The 14,541-nt window shown below is 60.1% G+C and carries 18 protein-coding genes; 9 read left to right on the top strand and 9 right to left on the bottom strand.

The window, feature by feature from the left end:
• The first annotated feature begins 3 nt into the window (after positions 1 to 3).
• The gene (locus ACVW17_RS27400) at positions 4 to 963 is read left to right on the top strand and encodes an AlbA family DNA-binding domain-containing protein (RefSeq protein ID WP_456798084.1); all 960 of its coding nucleotides are present in this window, start codon (positions 4 to 6) and stop codon (positions 961 to 963) included.
• A gap of 249 nt (positions 964 to 1,212) precedes the next feature.
• Here the strand turns inward: ACVW17_RS27400 and ACVW17_RS27405 are convergent, their stop codons facing one another.
• The gene (locus tag ACVW17_RS27405) at positions 1,213 to 1,581 is read right to left on the bottom strand and encodes a hypothetical protein (RefSeq protein WP_456798085.1); all 369 of its coding nucleotides are present in this window, start codon (positions 1,579 to 1,581) and stop codon (positions 1,213 to 1,215) included.
• A 397-nt stretch (positions 1,582 to 1,978) separates the two neighbouring features.
• Between ACVW17_RS27405 and ACVW17_RS27410 the strand changes: the two genes are divergently transcribed.
• Positions 1,979 to 2,101 (top strand): hypothetical protein, encoded by a 123-nt coding sequence (locus ACVW17_RS27410; RefSeq protein WP_456798086.1) that lies wholly within the window; start codon positions 1,979 to 1,981, stop codon positions 2,099 to 2,101.
• 438 nt (positions 2,102 to 2,539) lie between these two features.
• Positions 2,540 to 2,842 (top strand): hypothetical protein, encoded by a 303-nt coding sequence (locus ACVW17_RS27415; RefSeq protein ID WP_456798087.1) that lies wholly within the window; start codon positions 2,540 to 2,542, stop codon positions 2,840 to 2,842.
• Positions 2,843 to 2,888: 46 nt separating this feature from the next.
• Here the strand turns inward: ACVW17_RS27415 and ACVW17_RS27420 are convergent, their stop codons facing one another.
• From ACVW17_RS27420 to ACVW17_RS27435, 4 genes are all read right to left on the bottom strand, one after another.
• Positions 2,889 to 3,308, bottom strand: coding sequence for a hypothetical protein (locus ACVW17_RS27420; protein WP_456798088.1), 420 nt, complete (start codon positions 3,306 to 3,308; stop codon positions 2,889 to 2,891).
• Between the two features lie 546 nt (positions 3,309 to 3,854).
• The gene (locus ACVW17_RS27425) at positions 3,855 to 4,496 is read right to left on the bottom strand and encodes a hypothetical protein (protein ID WP_456798089.1); all 642 of its coding nucleotides are present in this window, start codon (positions 4,494 to 4,496) and stop codon (positions 3,855 to 3,857) included.
• Positions 4,497 to 4,860: 364 nt separating this feature from the next.
• Positions 4,861 to 5,478 carry a hypothetical protein gene (locus tag ACVW17_RS27430; protein ID WP_456798090.1) on the bottom strand — a complete coding sequence of 206 codons (618 nt, stop codon included), beginning with the start codon at positions 5,476 to 5,478 and terminating at the stop codon, positions 4,861 to 4,863.
• Between the two features lie 656 nt (positions 5,479 to 6,134).
• On the bottom strand, positions 6,135 to 6,755 hold the full coding sequence (locus tag ACVW17_RS27435) for a glutathione binding-like protein (protein WP_456798091.1): 621 nt from the start codon (positions 6,753 to 6,755) through the stop codon (positions 6,135 to 6,137).
• Between the two features lie 99 nt (positions 6,756 to 6,854).
• Here ACVW17_RS27435 and ACVW17_RS27440 point away from each other — a divergent pair, with 99 nt between their 5' ends.
• The 4 genes from ACVW17_RS27440 to ACVW17_RS27455 all read left to right on the top strand — a co-directional run bounded on the left by ACVW17_RS27440 (position 6,855) and on the right by ACVW17_RS27455 (position 9,602).
• Positions 6,855 to 7,217, top strand: coding sequence for a winged helix-turn-helix transcriptional regulator (locus ACVW17_RS27440; RefSeq protein WP_456756540.1), 363 nt, complete (start codon positions 6,855 to 6,857; stop codon positions 7,215 to 7,217).
• A 521-nt stretch (positions 7,218 to 7,738) separates the two neighbouring features.
• Entirely contained in the window at positions 7,739 to 8,227 is a 489-nt protein-coding gene (locus tag ACVW17_RS27445; protein WP_456798092.1) for an SGNH/GDSL hydrolase family protein, read from the top strand.
• Positions 8,215 to 8,433, top strand: coding sequence for a hypothetical protein (locus ACVW17_RS27450; protein WP_456754764.1), 219 nt, complete (start codon positions 8,215 to 8,217; stop codon positions 8,431 to 8,433). Before ACVW17_RS27445 ends, ACVW17_RS27450 begins: the two co-directional genes overlap by 13 nt.
• A gap of 71 nt (positions 8,434 to 8,504) precedes the next feature.
• Positions 8,505 to 9,602, top strand: a complete 1,098-nt coding sequence (locus ACVW17_RS27455; RefSeq protein WP_456754765.1) for a 2OG-Fe(II) oxygenase — start codon at positions 8,505 to 8,507, stop codon at positions 9,600 to 9,602.
• A 44-nt stretch (positions 9,603 to 9,646) separates the two neighbouring features.
• On the opposite strand, the gene ACVW17_RS27460 is transcribed toward ACVW17_RS27455, so the two are convergent.
• Entirely contained in the window at positions 9,647 to 9,919 is a 273-nt protein-coding gene (locus ACVW17_RS27460) for a hypothetical protein (protein WP_456754766.1), read from the bottom strand.
• Positions 9,920 to 10,086: 167 nt separating this feature from the next.
• Positions 10,087 to 11,007 (bottom strand): alpha/beta fold hydrolase, encoded by a 921-nt coding sequence (locus ACVW17_RS27465; RefSeq protein ID WP_456754767.1) that lies wholly within the window; start codon positions 11,005 to 11,007, stop codon positions 10,087 to 10,089.
• A gap of 143 nt (positions 11,008 to 11,150) precedes the next feature.
• Here ACVW17_RS27465 and ACVW17_RS27470 point away from each other — a divergent pair, with 143 nt between their 5' ends.
• Entirely contained in the window at positions 11,151 to 11,621 is a 471-nt protein-coding gene (locus tag ACVW17_RS27470; RefSeq protein ID WP_456754768.1) for a winged helix-turn-helix transcriptional regulator, read from the top strand.
• Between the two features lie 267 nt (positions 11,622 to 11,888).
• Here the strand turns inward: ACVW17_RS27470 and ACVW17_RS27475 are convergent, their stop codons facing one another.
• Positions 11,889 to 12,707 (bottom strand): aminoglycoside phosphotransferase family protein, encoded by an 819-nt coding sequence (locus tag ACVW17_RS27475; protein ID WP_456754769.1) that lies wholly within the window; start codon positions 12,705 to 12,707, stop codon positions 11,889 to 11,891.
• Between the two features lie 199 nt (positions 12,708 to 12,906).
• Here ACVW17_RS27475 and ACVW17_RS27480 point away from each other — a divergent pair, with 199 nt between their 5' ends.
• A complete protein-coding gene (locus ACVW17_RS27480) occupies positions 12,907 to 13,164 on the top strand; it encodes a hypothetical protein (protein ID WP_163153833.1) in 258 nt (85 codons plus the stop codon).
• A gap of 11 nt (positions 13,165 to 13,175) precedes the next feature.
• Here ACVW17_RS27480 and ACVW17_RS27485 read toward each other — a convergent pair whose 3' ends face one another.
• Positions 13,176 to 14,519 (bottom strand): PQQ-dependent sugar dehydrogenase, encoded by a 1,344-nt coding sequence (locus ACVW17_RS27485; protein ID WP_456754770.1) that lies wholly within the window; start codon positions 14,517 to 14,519, stop codon positions 13,176 to 13,178.
• Positions 14,520 to 14,541: the final 22 nt, after the last annotated feature.

Consider the following 14,541-nt stretch of genomic DNA (forward strand, 5'->3'; position numbering starts at 1 on the left):
CTCATGCTTAATCTGTCGAAGAAAGTCGACCTTCAGCGGCTTGTTGATGAAGGTATAGAGGAAAGCCTGACCCTCGACTACAAGGCCTCTCCTTCGTTGTCTCGAGAAGGAGGCAAACCGGACGAGCTATGTAAGGATGTAAGTGCCCTTGCCAATTCCGCGGGCGGCTTGCTCATCTACGGCATCGAGGAAGACAAGAGCGCGGGCAAGCCGTCAAAGGTTGATGACGGAGTTGTTGATCCCAAGATTACCAAGGATTGGATCGAGCAAATATTGAACTCGAAGGTCCAACCTCGCATGGATGGCGTCCGGATCGAACGCGTCGATATGGAAACCGGAAAGTATGGCTACGTCATCTCAGTCCAGCAGTCGCAAATCGGTCCCCATCAGGCTCCGGATGGAAAATACTACAAGCGCTTCAATTTTCAGTCCGTGCCGATGCACGACTACGAGATCCGCGACATCATGCGGCGGTCCACTACGCCTCACCTTTACGTCAAGTTCTCGTTCCTCGATAAGCGTGATCGTGCTCATTTCGACTACAAGGCTAACGAGGAGATTTCCAAGCCCGTTCTCCTGCTTGGCACTCTCGGTAATCAATCCCCGCAGCCGGCCCACTACGCCATGGTCAGGGTGGGCATTTCATCTAGCATCGGAATACGGCAGGGGCCGCCGTGGATTACCCCTGTTGTTGAGGAAACCGAGGACTACGGTCAGTTGGCATGGGTCAGCCAGGTCATTAGCGTCCCACCCAATCTTCCGGTGTTCAAAGAGCTTGAGCAACCGCTCGACCAGAGGGGCATCGCCTTGTTTTTTCACTCAAGAACGCTTGCCCAATCGCACCGTTGGCCTGTCGTCGTGGAAATACTTTGCCCCGGTTTCACATCTCGCGAGGCGTGGTTCATTCAGCAGCAAGGCTCGAACCTGAGACTTTTGCCGCCTGGGCACCCGCTGCTAAGATAGCTATCTGAAGAACCCGCGCCAATATCCGACCCAATCGCACCGACCACAGCGAGCGCCCAACGCAGGAGCCTCTGAACCGAGGTATCGTACCTGTCCCCCATTTCCAGGCTGTAATTCCAGCAAGGAACGTCGTGCTTAGCTCCCGTCCTTCGGACGGTTCACCCCTCCGATGGCTGTGTCCGATACCGAGCTTGCAAGAAAGACACGGGCGACAACTCGTCGAGGTCGAGGTCGTGACCCAGCGGCCCATCAGATTGGCGCAAAGCGAATTATGGCGGCCAGTACAGCAGCCACAAAGCCTCCTAAGCCAATCGCCAGAAATGCGTAGCTCGCTGCGGTCATTCCCTGCGTGAACTGACGCTCACCGGAGATGATAGCTTGCTGAAGCTCGATCTTGTTGATCGTTAGAACGGCGTAATAGGCAATCGATCCAAGCAGTCCGATCCCGAACGCCACGATGAAAATGCCAAGACCTGGAATCGTAAGCACCCCATCCTTCAGCATCGTAAGGCACCCGCCAAGCCCGATACCGTTGCCTCCGAGCATCAGGGTTGCCCCTTTGATGAAGGTCTCCCAATGCTCATTCGCCGCCTTAACACCAATCTCGATCTCCGCCATCACGCCCCTCCTGTTTCACAATCTGTACGTGAAATATTGACGCGGTGCCAAGGGCGCCGCACGATTTGCGGACCCGATGGCGGTGCTCCCAAAGCCTAGCTGCGAACGTGAAGCAGTAGAGACTACGCCGCGTAGCGCAGCGGCTGAGGTTTGGCGGAAGGTGGCCTCTCGAGTTCCGTACCTGTTTCAGTAGTGGCGTGATGAGCGCCCTGGAGCCGGGTTCAGATAAGATGAAGTGCGCTGCGCCCGGGCTTTTGAAAACCGCTGACGTTCCACGGACCGCTCAGCATCCGGGGGGCAAGCAATCGCCCCTGCTGAAAGCGAAGACTACGGTTGGACAGCCTGGACGGTCGCAAAGAACGGCCCAGAGCTCGAAGGCGTCAAGATTACGCGCCGCATGGTCAAGGCCGAGGGCTGGGACAAAAACCCGAAGTGGAAGGATATGGAGCAGCAGATGTTTCAGTACCGCGCTGCTGCATTCTTCGGCCGGGCGAACTGCCCACAGCTTCTCATGGGCTAGCACACTGCCGATGAAATTGAAGATGACGTACGTGATTAAGTTCGAGATGGCTAAGCACATCTGGCAGGGAGCGGTTCTTGACGACGTCCAGTTCAAACTCCACCGTCATCGACTTCACCCCGACAGTCCGGTGCTCGCCCAAGTCGAAGGGCTCACTCCGAACGCTGAGCAGTTGGAGATGTGCCGGCATCTTTGGCGCTCTACGAGGCGATGGATTTCCGGGTGGCGAGCTCCTGCCCTGCTCTACTCCCACACTCGCGTCAGATACTGGCGCCTATCGTTGAGACAATCCCGGCTTCAAAAGGCTGCTATTTTACGATTTGCCTCGAATAAACCTGAATCGCTTCCTATTTCGATCGCACGGACTAGAGGAACGACGACTAATCAGTCCAGACGTTGGCCAAAGTCAGCGTGCCCGTTACGATAGAGGCCTAGTACATGGCCGCCGCACCTCGCGGCATCACACAAGACTTGTCTACACCCGACGGGATGTTACGGGCATCGTATCGGAGACCACTTCCAGCTTTGGCTGGGGGCGTCTCCGGTTGCATCCAGAGCCCCCTCTCCGAAGCCAAACCGCAGGAGAGATTTGTGGGCAAGCAGTTCAAGGAAATTGTCATTTATCTACCGACCGATGCCAACGTTACCGTACTGGTGACGCGCGAAGATAAGCCCGTCGTAAACGAACAAGAGGAATATTTGGAAGACGAGCGCCAGCAAATGTTAGATGACTACGACTAAAGGACGCTGATGAAGCTGAATAACATCTTTGCTCGGCTTGAGACTGCTACTTCTTGAAGTACGCAAGAACGCCGAAGATGCTGCCGATGAGACCGAGCGCTAGCGTCACCCTGGCGGCCCAGTAATCCCACATCGCTTTCTTCTCGGCTCGGATATCGTTCCTGACTTTCGCAGCGCCTTTCCGGTTCAGGTACTTCTTACCGAACGCGGCAGATTCATCCCAGCAGCCATCTTCAGACGGAAGCGACACTAGATACTCGCGCGCCTGCGCAACAAGATAGTCGGATATCAACAGCTGGAATTCTTCGTCGTGAAAGTGGAGTTCTTCGAGGTGCTGCTGCCGCAGGTTTTGAACTTCGTCTCGGTTCAGAGTGCCTTTGGCCTTCACCTTATAGTCGCGGACCAACTTGTCCCTGAAGCGGTGCCACCTCTTAATCTCCAAATAATGATTGAGCCCACCCAGCACTGAAGACCTCCTAAGGTACTTGTCTCCGCTTCTACCACCGATTGAAACAGGCTTGTTCAGGAATACTCGGGATTATGGGGCTGGCAATGAAGACCCACGTCGAGTGATCAGTCGCGTCAACAAGGGCGAATTGTGCGGCGTGACCGTGAAATGAGCAGCAGCCGATATCCCTTCACGTCATGTCCGAGCACGACCAAAATATGTTGGAAAAGGTCTACCTCCACCAGCCTGCGGCCTCCTACGAGGGACGCCCGAGCCAGGACAGCGATGCAGCCCTGCCCTCGGAATCCCTACCTCGTCTACCGCGAGCCGGCCTTGATGAGGGCATGGCAGGAAATCCCCGGGTCGATTCTGGTTGCGTGCTGGAGCCGGTGCGCACCCGAATTTTACGGTTTGCGCTGGACCTAGCCTGCCCGAGGAAGCATCCACTGCGGCCGTTGTGCCTTCCGAGCAGGTCGATACGGAAACGCAAACTCACAAACAAAACGACGATCAAAAACGCCGCGACTTGCTGAGATTGATCCACAGGATGAAGTGTACCGGAAATCAGTCGGATTGTGGCTTTTCTGCGATTTTGGGCGCTGCGGCCAGAGCGGTGATTCGCGCGGGAATTGCCCCTTCGCAGCCGAGCTTACTGTCGTTGAAGGCGGGTATGGAGTGCAACTGCTCCGCTGTGACCTGGTAGGTCTCGGCACCGCCGATCAGCCCAAGCAATGACCTCGAAAGCTCGACGATCGGCTTGGCGTATTTCTCGACAAGCTCTCCCGCTCGCTTCCAGACTTCCTTCTCAGTATCCTTCCAAACCTCATCGAAGGGCCGATCGCCGCAATCGATGCCGGCGACGATCCTGGAATACTCGCTGACCTTCTGATGATCGTCGGAGCCCTGGTATCCGTTCGCTAGCTTGATCGCTTGATCGTTCTGGACCTTCCCCTGATTGAGGGATTCCGCCATCACGCCCGCATAAAGGACAATTATGCGCAGCTTCAGATACGCACTCACCTGCGCCAGTTCCGAGAAGATCGGCTTCTGGTCTGACCGAGCGCCAGCGTGAGTCTTCTCATACACCATGCCGGTGTATTCGAATCCAAGCACCCGACCAATGACGAGGTGGCCGGACTCATGGCGCAGGATCTCGATTGGCTTCCTTTCCGGTGGAAGTGTAGCCCCGTTGGGAAGCTTAGGCATCCAAGGCGCTCCCGGGGAACTCTTGTTTTTTATCATCCTGCAACCTCTGGCGTTACGCTGCTGCCGTATAGTGTCAGTTGAGCAATTTCGTCATCGGATTCTTGATCGAAGGGCGCTCAGCTTGTCCCGCTTCTCGCAGAGGTGGCGAGTCTTTTTGAGGATGAGGCCGTGGATATCCCGGCCCGCTGGAGCTGACTTCCATTCGCTGGCGTCCGACCTGCATCCGCATGCGCTCGATTTCTCCCCGAATGAAGTCGATGTCCGGCATAGGCAGCCCCGTTCAATCACGATAGCCGCCAGTAGAACGAATCAGCACAGAGTCCAGCCGCTAGGGCTAGACTAGGACCGTTCTCGTGGTACGACGCTATTCCTTCCACGAGACTAGGACGTCGAACCCTTCGGAGGCCCGCTCTAGCGGGGGCAGAGCAGATTTTGCCCGGTCGAATATCCCCTCCAGCAGCAAGATGCAGGTTTCGGCGTCGGCCAGGGAGATGTTGTCCAGTTGGTGGAAGAAGGCGTCTCCGAACTTGGTATTTGTCGGGACGGAATACCGGGCCTTCCAGATGACGACCTCCGACACCCAGGAAAGCAGCCGGGTTTCCCGGTCGTCTAGAGCTATAGCTGCACCCTCGGCCAGTTGAACAAGGTCGTGGCTTTTCAGGCTTTGGGACAGCTTGTGCTCGCCGATCAAGCTTGAATCGTTATTGACCATCACGCCTTTGAAAACACTCTCCAGCGCGGAGCCAAACAGACTGAAAGCCGGCAGCATGTCGGGATGCGGGTAGCGAACCGCTGCCGTTCCTTCTCTGCCCCTCAATTCTTCCAAGGCCCGATTATGGGCTTCGTCATAAAGCCGAAGGTCAGGCAGGTCCGCTTGATACAAAATCAGAGCGGCGCGTTTCAGCTTCTCGGCCTTGCCAAGCCAATGATGCCACGCCTGGTAATAATGGTAGTTCTTCTGGAGGAACGTATCTTCGTTCATCATCACCCCGAGGCGCTTATCAGACAGCCCCGCCCCACCCCGATGGCCGGGCCTCGATACCTGACTGTCCGACAAGTCACGAGTTCAAATAGGCACTTCGCTTGGCGTCGTGGCCCAGCGACCCACTATCTATAATATCGTTGACGAGATTCCGAGATCGGCGCTGGATTCGACCACAGAGCAATCGAACGCTCGGCAGGGTCGCCGAAAGGTGGTCACGTTGCGAACGTAGACTGGTAGGTGTCCCGAAAGCGCCGAACATAAGGAGCTCTACGGGGCATTTTTTGCGAGTCCCATATCCCGTGGTCGAGACCGTAGCTTTCCCAACCCAGATCTCAGAAAGCTAAATTGTTTCAGCATGGTTGACAGGACACCCCTTCCGCCACCGTCCCTTTGATCTTGTTGAACTGTTTCTCGGGTGCGGGCGATCCCCGGGCAAAAACGTCGCTTGACGATGGATGACCAGGAAGCGTTCGACGGGGCGCGGCGAACGTCTGTTGATCGCATCCGTATGGAAGCTGTGGCGCAAATTTAGATATCCATGGCGTGGGGAGACCATTCGTTGTCGTTCTCCGCCGGAAGTTACGCCGCAATGGCCGCCCTATGCGGCGGATACTCCGGTCGTAACTCATTGGACAGAGTAAAAGCCCTGCTATTCAGGTGGCGGCCAGCCCTTCCTCGGTGAGCGCCTTGACGACCGAGGGCATCTTCCTCATCCGCCCAAGATAGCTGCCGAGCCGTTCCGGCACTTCGACCCCGAACATGGCGGCCCACGACAGCATCACGAACAGATAGAGATCGGCGATCGTGATCTGATCGCTCACCAGGAATCGCTTGTCGCCGAGTTGCTCCGCGATCGTCGTGAAGCGCCTGTCCAGCATCTGCCGGGCCTTGTCCTTCTCTGCGTGCGGCGCGTCGAAGAAGTATGGCCTGAAGTTGACGTGGATCTCGGTTGTCATGAATTCAGTGGCTTCCAGCGCGCGCCAGCGGACGAGGCCATCCAGCGGCAGGAGTTTGCCGGTCAGTTGCGCGATGTAGGCAAGAATGACGAGGTTCTCGGTCAGGATCGTCCCATCGTCGAGTTCGAGCGCAGGCGTATAGCCCTTGGGGTTGATCTTCCGGAAGTCACGGCCTTCTTCCGTCTGCTTGTCGCGACCAACGCGAACAAGTTTGTGAGGCAGGCCGGCCTCGATCAGCGCGATGTGGCTGGCCTGGCTGCACGCGCCGGGCGCGTAATAGAGGATCATAAGGCTCTCCGTAGTGGTGGGGTGAAGCATGTTCGAGGTCTACGTGGTCAACGATATTGACCACCACCACCTAAGTGACTATCGGAGGCCTTCCAAGAACGCATATTTTTGGGAGCAAGTCAGATGGATATGCCTTCGTCACCCGAGGCTCCCCCCGACTGCCGCCAGGTTAGCGAGGTACTCAGCCGCGTAGGAGACAAGTGGACGATGCAGGTTGTGGTTGCGCTTCGCGACCAGCCGCGCCGTTTCAACGAGCTGAAGCGTCAGGTCGGCGACATCTCGCAGCAAATGCTGACGCGAACTCTGAAAACGCTCGAGCGGGACGGCATGGTTGAGCGGACTGTCTGTCCCACCACACCCCCGCAGGTCGAATATACGCTGACCGCGCTGGGGCACTCGCTGTCGGAACCTGTGCGGCATCTGGCGCAGTGGACGCGCGCGAACATAGCAACCATTCACGCTAACCGTTCGCGATACGACGCAAGTCACTGAGGCTGGTCGAGCGAACGGGATAAGCCACTATCTGGTCTACGCCCGTGACGGCGTCTTTCTGCCTGCTACTCGAAGAAGCAGGACTGTAGCGGGTTTCAGGTGGCTATGACGCAGACATAGTGCCCATCTTCATCGTTCCCGGCCCGCCAGCGCCCCGGTCGCGCGCGCCGTGCTGCCTCACTCAGATCCAAGAGCAAGACCACGCGGGTGCGGAGGCGACAACGATCGAACAGACAGCATAGAGGTAACAGGCTGCGCGCAGCCGTATCCCGTAACCTCCCGCTACGCGCGATCCGCAGAAAGTGAACGCTCCGGCGTTGTACGGTTGTTTCTGAATATTGCCCGGGCTGAAGTCGCGATGGTAGCGCTGAGACGCAATGCGTCGCGCACTTCCGTGGCTTTTGGCCGTCATTTTTCTGGTCGCTTTTGTCGCTTCCTTTGCGGAGCTGCAAAGGATGCGCAGCCGCTTCGGGGAAGTATCGCGGCACGCCTTTCACGATCATGCCGCGGTGCGCGAATTCATGATCCGCGCCGCGCTCAGTGGCGCAACGGCGCCGATCGTCGTGCTTGGCGACAGCATCACTGAAATGGCGCCGCTGCCGCGGCAGCTTTGCGGACGTCCGGTCATCAATGCCGGCGTTGGCGGCCAGACCATTCGGGAGGCAACGCGCCTCGCCGGGCGCCTGCTCGCCGACCAGGACGCGTTCCTGCTCGTGCTCGCAGTCGGCGCGAACGATGCCGGATCGCCAACGGCGCAACGCGACTTCGCCGACCTCATCGACACCGTCAAGCCGCTGTCGACGCGGCCGCTGGTGGCGATTGCCGTGGCCGCCGACCGCGCGACCAATCAGGCGATCGAAGCGGCCGCGGCCGCGCGCGGCATTCGCTTCATCGACCCGCATCTGCCGTCCGGCGCGAAGATGCCCGACGGCATTCACTTCACCGCTGCCGCGTACCGCGCCTGGGTGCCGGCGCTCGAGGCGGCGATCTCGGCGGAATGCACCATGTGATCCGGGGACGGATCGCCTTGTGCGGTTCACCCGGTCTATTCAAACCAGACCTCGCGTGCTCGCAACGGCGGCCGGCTCACGCCAGCCGCTGGGCATTTTGGAGCATTCGTGGCATCTTCATCGCCATTCAGTTGGGCATGGCCACCATCGTGCGCGCCGCTCGGGCGGTGGACGGCCATGTCGGGCACCCGGCCGCATTGCAGTGATCCCTCGTTTGGCGCTCGCTGTGGCCGCGTGAAGCGAAATTCATATTCGGATGAATAATTGAGGTGATCGGATGATTCAAAGTCACGAGGAGAAGCCGGACATTGGTCCGGGAAGCGCAGCCCCGTGGTTTTCACAACAAACGCTCTCGGTACCGAATTATACGTTTTCGACCGCTGCCGGCCGGTATCTCGCACTCTGTTTTCTTGGCAGCGCGGGTGACGATCCGGCACGCGAATTGATCCAGCAGGTTCTGGACGCGGCTGACGTTTTCAACGGAAAGCACGCGGCCTTCTATGGCGTGACGGTCGATCAAAAGGACAAGGCTGAGCAGAAGATATCCGAGAGAGACGGTGTTAAGTATTTTTTGGATTTCGACGGCAAAGTTAGCCGTCTCTACGGGGCAATTTCGGAGGGCCAAGCCAAGCAATCCCGCTACACGCGGATGTGGGTGCTGATCGATCCAACGCTGCGGGTAATCGGCTTGCTTCCGATTGCGCGAACCTCCTGGCTGATATCGCACCTGCGTTCTCTGCCGCCGCCAGATCGCTTCTCTGGAATACGTTTGCAGGCCCCGATCCTCTATCTGCCGAATGTCTTCGAACCGAGCTTCTGCAAGCGCCTGATCGATCTTTATGAGGCGAACGGCGGCCAAATGTCCGGCGTCATGCGTGAGATCGACGGCAAGACGGTCGGTGTGACGGACCTGCGATTCAAGGCGCGGAGAGATTATCTTCTGGAAGATGTCGAACTGAGGCGGCAGGTCGACCAGAGAATCGATCGAGCGATCGTCCCGGAGATTGCCAAGGTTCACCAATTCAAGGCCACTCACATCGAACGATACATGGTCGGCTGCTACGACGCCGCCGACAACGCGCACTTTGCGCCCCATCGTGACAACACGACCAAGGGAACGGCCCACCGCCGCTTTGCGGTTTCAATCAATCTAAACCAGGATTTTGAGGGAGGCGAAATCGGTTTTCCCGAATACGGACCTCAATCATTCAAGCCGCCCCCGGGGTGCGCCGTGGTCTTCTCTTGCTCATTATTGCACGCCGTGAGTTTGGTCACGCGCGGAAGGCGCTATGCCTTCCTCCCCTTCCTCTACGACGAAGCGGCTGCGGAGATCCGCGATCAAAACCGGAGCTTCATTACAAAGCCCGATCAGTAACGGGTCTCGCTGCCGGTGGATGACCGATTTGGATTTCATCGACGTCAGCAGCCGCGGCATATGGTTTTGAGCTTTGCGTTCAGTTTTGCGTTCTCATCGGCAAGCATCTCGACAACGCTTCGTTTCTTCGATGGCGCTTCTGAAGTACCTGATGGCGCGGTCTTGTCTTTCTCCGGGCTGCTGCCTGCGATCGACGCGGCCTTGTCATAGCAGGACAGTCGATCGCTCGCGTTCGAAATGGCCGAGCATCCGGAAGTTTGAGCGGCCGCGCCATGACAAACGATGATAAGACATGCAGCGAACGGGACAATCCTCATCTAAAACTCCTTCGAGTAAACATAAACGGCTTGGCTTCGCGTTACGGCAATTGTCGAGCTAACCCGCAAGGCGTCAATAGCATTCTTCACAGACCAGCGATCAGCCGCCTGCCGGCTGATACAACGGACCCCAGGCTCGTTTGCCGCGTTTTCTCGACTGATCAACGTCAGGTCTGCCGGACGAACTCCGCGATCAGGCCGGAGATCTCCTGCGGGGCATCCTCGAAGCAGTAGTGCCCGACACCGGCAAGACGCCTGATCGGGGCCGCCGGGAAGATCGCGGAAAACAGCGGCAGGAAATGCTCGGCACGCAGCGTGCGGTCCGCCTCGCCCCAGATCGCGAGCGCGGGCTTGCTGCGGATCAGGCGGTCGGCGGCGGGATCGGGTGCTGCGAACGTATGTGCGCCGGTGGCAAAGCCCTTGGCCCACCCGATCGCGCCGAGGCAATCGGCGGGACGCGCGAACGGCGCGCCGTAGGCCGCGAGCCAGGCGTCGGTGATGACCGCATTGTTCTCGAAGCCGTTGAGTTTCAGCGTGCTCAGGATGTTGAAGCCGAGCTGTCCAAGCACCGGTTCGAGTTCATCGCTTGCCTCGGCCCTGGCGATCCATTGAAACCAGGGCGAGACCTCGGCGTTTGCGACCACGCGCTCGACCAGGTCGCGCTGCCCGAACGGCGTCGGCCCGTTGGCCGAGATGATGCGCCGGATGCGATCCGGATGGCGCGCGGCGAATCCCATGCCGACCGGTCCGCCGAAATCATGCATGACGAGGGTGATGTCGGTGAGGTCGAGTGCGCCGACCAGCGCTTCGAGATTGTCGACATGGTCCTGCAGCCAATAGCTGCGCTGCGCCGGCGTCGCGCTCTTGCCGAAGCCCATGTGATCCGGAACTACCACGCGATGCGTTGCGCTCAGCACCGGCACCAGATGGCGGAACAGATAGCCCCAGGTCGGTTCGCCGTGCAGGCACAGCACCACCTCGCCGTCCCGCGGGCCTTCGTCGAGATAGTGCATCTGGAAGCCCGGAGCTGCGCTGAAATGTGGCGCGAACGGAAAGGTGCCGTCGAACGTGGCGTCGGCTTGGATCATGGCGAACCTCACGATGGTTTTAGTTTGAAACCAGCGTGTATCGCTTGAGGTTTCAATTTGCAACCGCTATATCAGCCCGACGGTCGGACCTGACACCGAGCCGATCGACCCCGCGAAACCAAGGGAGCGTCAGGCGAATCGCGATGGCCAAGAGAGTGAGCCACAGGGAGTCCTTGTGCGGCGTGGCCCGGCCGCTGGATGCGATCGGCGACTGGTGGTCGCTCCTGATCGTCCGCGATGCGTTCGACGGGCTGCGCCGGTTCGGCGAGTTTCAGAAGAGCCTCGGGCTAGCCAAGAACATCCTCTCGGCCCGGCTGCGCAATCTGCTCGCGCACGGCATCATGGAGACGGTGCCGGCAGCCGACGGCAGCCCGTATCAGGAATATGTGCTGACCGAGAAGGGGCGCGGGCTCTTCCCGCTCCTCGTCGCGCTCCGGCAATGGGGCGAGGATTTCTTCTTCGACCCCGATGAGGCGCATGTGCTGCTGGTCGACAAGAAGAACGGCTTGCCGGTGCGCCGGCTTGAGTTGCGCGCGCAGGACGGACGCGTGGTCGGTGCCGAGGACACAATGGTGCGGCTTCCGCCGGCGCTGCGCTCAAACGCGCCCGCATAACAAGCGCCGCAATTTGCGCGCGTCGCAAGCAGCAACCGGATCTTAACCCTCCTTGCCGCAGCATCGGCGCGTGGAGGTTCGACCAATGCAGACATTCCGGATTTCGCTGAGCGATGGGGAGCGGAAATTCCACACGGCAATTCAAGCGCCGGACCCCGCCTCCGCGCGCATCAAGGCCGCCTACTTCTTCGACATATCGAAGTGGCGAATTCTGAGCGTGTCGCTGAGTGGAGCGAGTGCGGTAGCGGCATAATCGCTCTGCGCGCCCTACGCCATCCGGTCGAGCTCGGCTGCGGCAAGCCTTGCAATCTGCAGATCGATGTCGGCGAGCGGATCGCCGTCGCCGAGAAACCATGCCGCCGACAGGCCGGTCCAGGCGATGATCCATGACAGCAGGCGCCGGCGATCGAGCCGCGCTTCTTCCAGGACGATGTCGAGACGCCGTGCAAAGCGGCCTTGCTCGGTTGCGACGGGGCGTGTCGGATCGGCAAGATCCGGATTGGTGAAGATGTTGGCGAAGTCGAAGCCGCGGTCGCCGACGAGATGCTTTGGATCGATCGCCAGCCAGCCGCGCGCGCCGAAGTCGAGCACATTGTCATGGTGCAGGTCGCCATGCAGCACCACGATCTCGCGCTGATCGGCGAGCAGCGCTTCAGCGATCTCAGCCGATCGGTTCAGGATGCCGCCATGCGTCCTCGCTGCGGGCCACAACTCGCGAAACCAGTGTGTGAGCGGCGTCAGGTCCGGCCGCGGTTTGGTTCGCTCGGCGTGGAGCCGGTCAGCCGTTGCACAGAGGATTCGGCAGGCGTCGTCGTCCCGGCCGGTTCGTGCCATCTCGCTCAGCGATGTCGATCCCATCGCCCGTTCGAGCAACACCGCGTCGCCGTCGCGGGCAAGGACCCGCGCCGCACCGTCGCCGTCCCACCACTCCATCACAATGGCGCCGAGGCGTTCGTCCACCTCGTGCGAGAGCTTGAGCATGGCAGGCATCCCGTGTCGCCGCACCGGCAGCAACCGTGCAGCACGGGTCACGATCGGATTGCCGTCGGGAACGAGGCTCCAGGCCGAGAGATAGGGTTCGAACATCTGGCTGGCTGATTGGGATGAAGGCGCTTGACCGACGTTCTAATCATTGCCCGCACGCGCTGCCACGCCGGTTCCCTGCGGCGCATCGTGGCAGGGCTTCCTCCAGCCAGTTCCCTGCGGCCGTGGCCATGTTGGCTGATGACAGCCCCCACCCTTCTCGCGCTACAATGTTGCAGCCGGTGTGACGGAGGATGTGGCGATGCCGCGAAAGGGAATTACCGGACACGACGAATGGGTGGTGACGGAGGCCCTGGCCACGGCGCTGGTTGCGCTTGAACAGCTGCCGTCGAAGCACCAGCCGCGCGCGCACATGGAGGATGTCCGGAAAATCCTGACCGCGCGGTGCGAGGCCGGCGCCGTCACGCTGCATCTGGCGCAGGCCAAGTGCCGGTTGTTTCCGGATACCGACCCGCTCACGATCTACGAGGACTACGGCCTCAAGGACGGGCTGGGATAGCGACCCGACGGCTACTCGTGGCTGACGCGCCAGATCGTGCCGTTGCCGTCTTCGGAGACCAGCAGCGCGCCGTCGCGCGCCACGGTCACGCCGACCGGGCGGCCCCAGACCTCATTGTCGCCGAGGACAAAGCCGGTGACGAAATCCTCATATTCGCCGGTCGGCACGCCGTCCTTCAGCCTGATGCGAATGACCTTGTAGCCGGTGCGCTTGGATCGATTCCACGAGCCGTGCTCGGCGGCAAAGCCATCGCCGCGATACTCGGACGGAAAGTTGCTGCCGGTGTAGAAGGTCAGGCCAAGCGAGGCCGAGTGGGCCTGCAACAGCACGTCGGGGACCGTCACCTTGTCCTTGAGGTCCGGCCGCGCATCGGCATGCGCCGGGTCCTCGTTGGCACCGATATAGTACCAGGGCCAGCCGTAGAACGCCCCTTCGCGAATGCGTGTCACATAGTCGGGCACGAGATTGTCGCCGCGGCCGTCGCGCTCGTTGGTCGAACACCAGGGCGTGCCGCTGCCGGGCTGGATTGCCAGCCCCACGCAGTTGCGGATACCGGTGGCGAACAGCTTCCGGTTCTTGCCGTCGGGATCGAAGGCGAGCACGGCGGCGCGATCGGTCTCGGCTCCCCACGCTGCGCCAAGCGCATGGTCGCGGCTCCAGGCCTCGATGCCACCAGGTGGCTGGCCAAGCCCCTCGCCTGCGTTGCCAGCGGAGCCGACCGACACCAGCATCCGCTTATTGTCGGGTGTGAAGGCGATGTCACGCGTGGAATGGCCGTAGCCGTGCGGAAGATTGGCGACGATCGTCTCGGGTCTTTCTTGTGCCTTGAGATCGCCGCTGCGGTAGGCAAAGCGCACGACGCTGTCGGTGTTGGCGACATAGAGCCATTGCGGATCATCGCCGCTCGGGAAGAACGCGATGCCGAACGGCCGGTTCAATCCGGTGGCGTAGACTTCATTGGTGGCCGGCTTGCTGGCGCCACTCTCGCTGCGCAGGACGCGAATGCGACCGGAGCCGGTTTCCGCGACGAGGATGTCGCCATTGGGCGCGGTCCGGATGATCCGGGGGCCGCTCAACCCGCTCGCGAACAGCTCGACCTTGAATCCCGCCGGCACCTGCGGCACGGCCGAGGCAGGCCGCCGCACCACGCGCGACGAATTGCTGCTGGAGGCCGTAGCACCCGGTCTGGGCAAGTCCTGCGACGTGATCAGGCGCACCGTGCCGGGCTTGTCACGCTGCCAGTCGCCGAAGGCGTCCGCGCCTTTGAGGACAGGCTCGGCATCTGATCGCGCAATGCCGACCGTAGCGAGGAAAATGACGGACAGACTCACGCCGGCAAGTTTCGTTTTATGCATTTGCGCCTCACGTGAAATCCTA

The sequence above is a fragment of the Bradyrhizobium sp. USDA 4473 genome (assembly GCF_054063335.1).

Excerpts from the sequence above, each read along its gene's own strand:
- ACVW17_RS27415 (WP_456798087.1), top strand. The coding sequence starts at position 2,540 with ATGGCCGCCGCACCTCGCGGCATCACACAAGACTTGTCTACACCCGAC.
- ACVW17_RS27465 (WP_456754767.1), bottom strand. The coding sequence starts at position 11,007 with ATGATCCAAGCCGACGCCACGTTCGACGGCACCTTTCCGTTCGCGCCA.
- ACVW17_RS27435 (WP_456798091.1), bottom strand. The coding sequence starts at position 6,755 with ATGCTTCACCCCACCACTACGGAGAGCCTTATGATCCTCTATTACGCG.
- ACVW17_RS27455 (WP_456754765.1), top strand. The coding sequence starts at position 8,505 with ATGATTCAAAGTCACGAGGAGAAGCCGGACATTGGTCCGGGAAGCGCA.
- ACVW17_RS27450 (WP_456754764.1), top strand. The coding sequence starts at position 8,215 with ATGCACCATGTGATCCGGGGACGGATCGCCTTGTGCGGTTCACCCGGT.
- ACVW17_RS27445 (WP_456798092.1), top strand. The coding sequence starts at position 7,739 with ATGATCCGCGCCGCGCTCAGTGGCGCAACGGCGCCGATCGTCGTGCTT.
- ACVW17_RS27405 (WP_456798085.1), bottom strand. The coding sequence starts at position 1,581 with ATGGCGGAGATCGAGATTGGTGTTAAGGCGGCGAATGAGCATTGGGAG.
- ACVW17_RS27410 (WP_456798086.1), top strand. The coding sequence starts at position 1,979 with ATGGTCAAGGCCGAGGGCTGGGACAAAAACCCGAAGTGGAAGGATATG.
- ACVW17_RS27430 (WP_456798090.1), bottom strand. The coding sequence starts at position 5,478 with ATGAACGAAGATACGTTCCTCCAGAAGAACTACCATTATTACCAGGCG.
- ACVW17_RS27470 (WP_456754768.1), top strand. The coding sequence starts at position 11,151 with ATGGCCAAGAGAGTGAGCCACAGGGAGTCCTTGTGCGGCGTGGCCCGG.
- ACVW17_RS27485 (WP_456754770.1), bottom strand. The coding sequence starts at position 14,519 with ATGCATAAAACGAAACTTGCCGGCGTGAGTCTGTCCGTCATTTTCCTC.
- ACVW17_RS27480 (WP_163153833.1), top strand. The coding sequence starts at position 12,907 with ATGCCGCGAAAGGGAATTACCGGACACGACGAATGGGTGGTGACGGAG.
- ACVW17_RS27475 (WP_456754769.1), bottom strand. The coding sequence starts at position 12,707 with ATGTTCGAACCCTATCTCTCGGCCTGGAGCCTCGTTCCCGACGGCAAT.
- ACVW17_RS27425 (WP_456798089.1), bottom strand. The coding sequence starts at position 4,496 with ATGCCTAAGCTTCCCAACGGGGCTACACTTCCACCGGAAAGGAAGCCA.
- ACVW17_RS27460 (WP_456754766.1), bottom strand. The coding sequence starts at position 9,919 with ATGAGGATTGTCCCGTTCGCTGCATGTCTTATCATCGTTTGTCATGGC.
- ACVW17_RS27400 (WP_456798084.1), top strand. The coding sequence starts at position 4 with ATGCTTAATCTGTCGAAGAAAGTCGACCTTCAGCGGCTTGTTGATGAA.
- ACVW17_RS27440 (WP_456756540.1), top strand. The coding sequence starts at position 6,855 with ATGCCTTCGTCACCCGAGGCTCCCCCCGACTGCCGCCAGGTTAGCGAG.